Raw genomic sequence first — 1,431 nt, 5'->3', positions numbered from 1 at the left:
GGTTAGCGCTCGCTCCAGATGTCCGTGGCGATATGACTGCCGGGAGCTTCGTGGTGATCATTGCCGCGGCAGCGACCATGGCAAAACCTATTCGTCAGTTAACTCAGGTAAATGAAAAGATTCAGCGAGGCTTGGCTGCCGCTAAGGACTTGTTTGCAGTGATTGATGCCGAACCTGAGAAAGATCAAGGAAGCTTCGAAAGTGCCAGAGTACAAGGTGCGATTGAGATTAGTGATCTTAACTTCGCTTACGAAGGAAGTAATAAAGCGATCCTGAAGAATATTGATTTATCGATCAAGCCTGGTGAAACCGTTGCTTTGGTCGGCCGCTCCGGTAGTGGTAAGTCGACACTGGCGAACCTGATTCCACGCTTTTACGAAGCCCAATCTGGCAGCATTACCTTAGACGGTGTGCCAGTCGAAGACTATACCTTGCGTTCTCTTAGAGATCAGATTTCATTGGTTACTCAGCAGGTGACCTTGTTCAACGATACCTTTACCAAGAATATTGCCTATGGAGGCTTGGAAGGTGCTTCGATCGAGGATGTACAAGAGGCTGCGAGAAAGTCTAATGCATTAGCGTTTATTGAGGATAAAGACCTGGGCTTTGATACAGAGCTTGGCGATAACGGTGTCTCGTTGTCCGGTGGGCAGCGTCAACGTATCGCTATTGCACGAGCCTTGCTGAAAGATGCGCCAGTGTTGATTCTCGATGAGGCGACCTCAGCCCTGGATACAGAGTCAGAAAAAGCTATTCAAGGTGAGTTGGAGGTATTGATGGAGGGACGTACAACAATTGTGATCGCGCATCGCCTATCGACTGTAGAAAATGCAGATAAAATTGTAGTGATGGACCAAGGTCGTGTAATCGAGCAGGGAACACATCAATCACTTCTGGCTGCAAATGGTGAGTACGCCAAACTTTACAATATGAACCTGGCGGACGATGCCTAGTCAGGATCAGCAACGTGCTGCTTCAACGAGCATAACCGATGCTTGGTACCAAGGTGCTGCTTGGCTATACCTGCTGGCACCACTGTCACTTATCTATATGCTTATTTTGGTCATACGGGCATGGCTATACCGCTTAGGTTTTAAGACCTCATATCGTTCCAGTTTACCCATTATAGTGGTTGGCAATATTACGCTCGGCGGGACTGGAAAGTCACCATTGGTTGCATACTTGGTGCAAGCGCTTCAGGAAAGAGGCTATCAGCCTGGTATCGTCAGCAGAGGGTACGGTGCATCAATTCCATCTACAGAGTGTCGAGAAGTGTTAGCCGATAGCTTGCCTGAAGAGGTGGGTGATGAGCCACTCATGCTAAAGCAAGCGCTTGATTGTCCGGTATTTGTTAGTCCTAATAGAAAGCTCTCAGTTCAGGCACTGGAAGCTCAAGGTTGTAATGTTGTTATAAGTGATGATGGCTTGCAA

At 47.9% G+C, this 1,431-nt stretch carries 2 protein-coding genes; both read left to right on the top strand.

Translation table 11 applies throughout. The annotated features are described in order from the left end of the window. On the top strand, window positions 1-953 hold a 953-nt coding region (locus A3761_RS21385; RefSeq protein WP_156492017.1), incomplete at its 5' end, for an ATP-binding cassette domain-containing protein. Continuing rightward, window positions 946-1,431 (top strand): tetraacyldisaccharide 4'-kinase (lpxK, locus tag A3761_RS21380; RefSeq protein WP_068750836.1); only part of this gene is annotated, 486 nt, incomplete at its 3' end. The genes A3761_RS21385 and lpxK, both read left to right, overlap by 8 nt.

Source organism: Oleiphilus sp. HI0123 (assembly GCF_001635315.1).
This window is presented reverse-complemented; position numbering and strand designations above follow the sequence as displayed.